Source organism: Oleiphilus sp. HI0128, from assembly GCF_001635365.1.
Window position 1 is genome coordinate 1 of sequence record NZ_LWGG01001519.1, and the last position, 1412, is coordinate 1412.

The window sequence follows — 1412 nt, forward strand, 5'->3', positions numbered from 1 at the left end:
TTTTGCAGCCGGCTTTGGCTTAGCTGCAGCTGCTGAGGCTGGGGCCGGTGCAGGCGCTGGCTTTGGTGTGGGCTCTGGAGCCGGCGCAGAACTGGCAGCAGCCTTGGTCGTTGGCGACCCGCCTGCTCCATGAAGTTCATCCAGTAGCTTTTCGAACTCATTATCGGTAATCAACTCTCCATCACCGCCAGCAGGAGTAGCTGACGCTTCAGACGTGGCATCACCTGCAGCAATACCTTCGCTATTGAACTGACCTTCACCATGCAAGTCATCCAATAGTTTTTCAAATTCTTCTTCGCTTATATCACCCGACTCTGGCGAGCTGTTCGTGTCGCCACCCGCAGCCGGTTCTTCAAAAAACAAATCCGCCGAGGAGCTGTCTGGTGAAGCTGAGGCACCAGCACTTTCGCTGACACCAACAGGAGCACCGGAACCGTGTAGCTCATCTAACAAGTTTTCGAATTCGTCATCGGTAATTTCGTCAGATTCTTGTTCGGATGCCGCTGGTGCACTCCCTTTACCCGCATCATCATCTAATGCATCCAAGAGCTGTTCAAACTCATCATCAGTAATATCAGCCTCTTCAGCAGAGGCTTCTGCAGCAACCGGCTCCGGTGTTGGTTCAACAGCTGCAGGTTCAGCAGCAGGCGCAGCATCAGCAGGTTTCGCAAAACGTTCTAACTCACTTAAAAGCTGTGGGTCAGCTGGGGTTGGATCTTGGCCATCTCTGACTTCACTGAACATTTCGTTTACAGAGTCTAACGCACGTAAAACGACATCCATTAAGTCAGCATCAAGACTTCGCTTACCATTTCGCAGAATATCGAACACGTTTTCTGCAATATGACAACACTTGACCAGTGCATCCAACTGTAAAAAGCCTGCTCCACCCTTTACAGTGTGAAACCCTCTAAAAATTGCGTTTAGCAAATCTTTATCGTCTGGATTTTGCTCTAGATCAACCAGTTGCTCTGAAAGAAGCTCGAGTATCTCTCCAGACTCTACAAGAAAGTCCTGAAGTATCTCATCATCCGCTTCAAACCCCATCTTCTACGCCCCTTTAAAATCCTAGACTGGACAGCAAATCATCCACATCATCCTGGCCAGAAACAACGTCTTCGCGTTGCTCTGCATGGAGTTGTGGACCTTCACCCTCAATGCCTGTTTCTTGTTTTTCTACTTCGTGGACTGTTCCTGTAATCTGGTCAACCTTACCGGCCATTCTGACCAAATTAACAAGATTCTCTTCAACATCTTTAACCAATCCGGTGACTCGTTGAATCACTTGACCAGTTAAGTCTTGGAAAGACTGCGCTAACAGTATTTGCGTGAGATTATCATTTACTTTATCTGAATCCTCACACAACTTTCCAAGGAAAGTTCCCATTGTGGCTGTCAGCGTTCTAAACTCA

Annotated in this window: 2 protein-coding genes; both read right to left on the reverse strand. The window is 48.1% G+C overall.

The annotated features are described in order from the left end of the window. Positions 1-1047 (reverse strand): Hpt domain-containing protein (locus A3763_RS25030; protein WP_197483116.1); only part of this gene is annotated, 1047 nt, incomplete at its 3' end. A gap of 13 nt (positions 1048-1060) precedes the next feature. Next, positions 1061-1412 (reverse strand): protein phosphatase CheZ (locus A3763_RS25035; protein ID WP_197483117.1); only part of this gene is annotated, 352 nt, incomplete at its 5' end.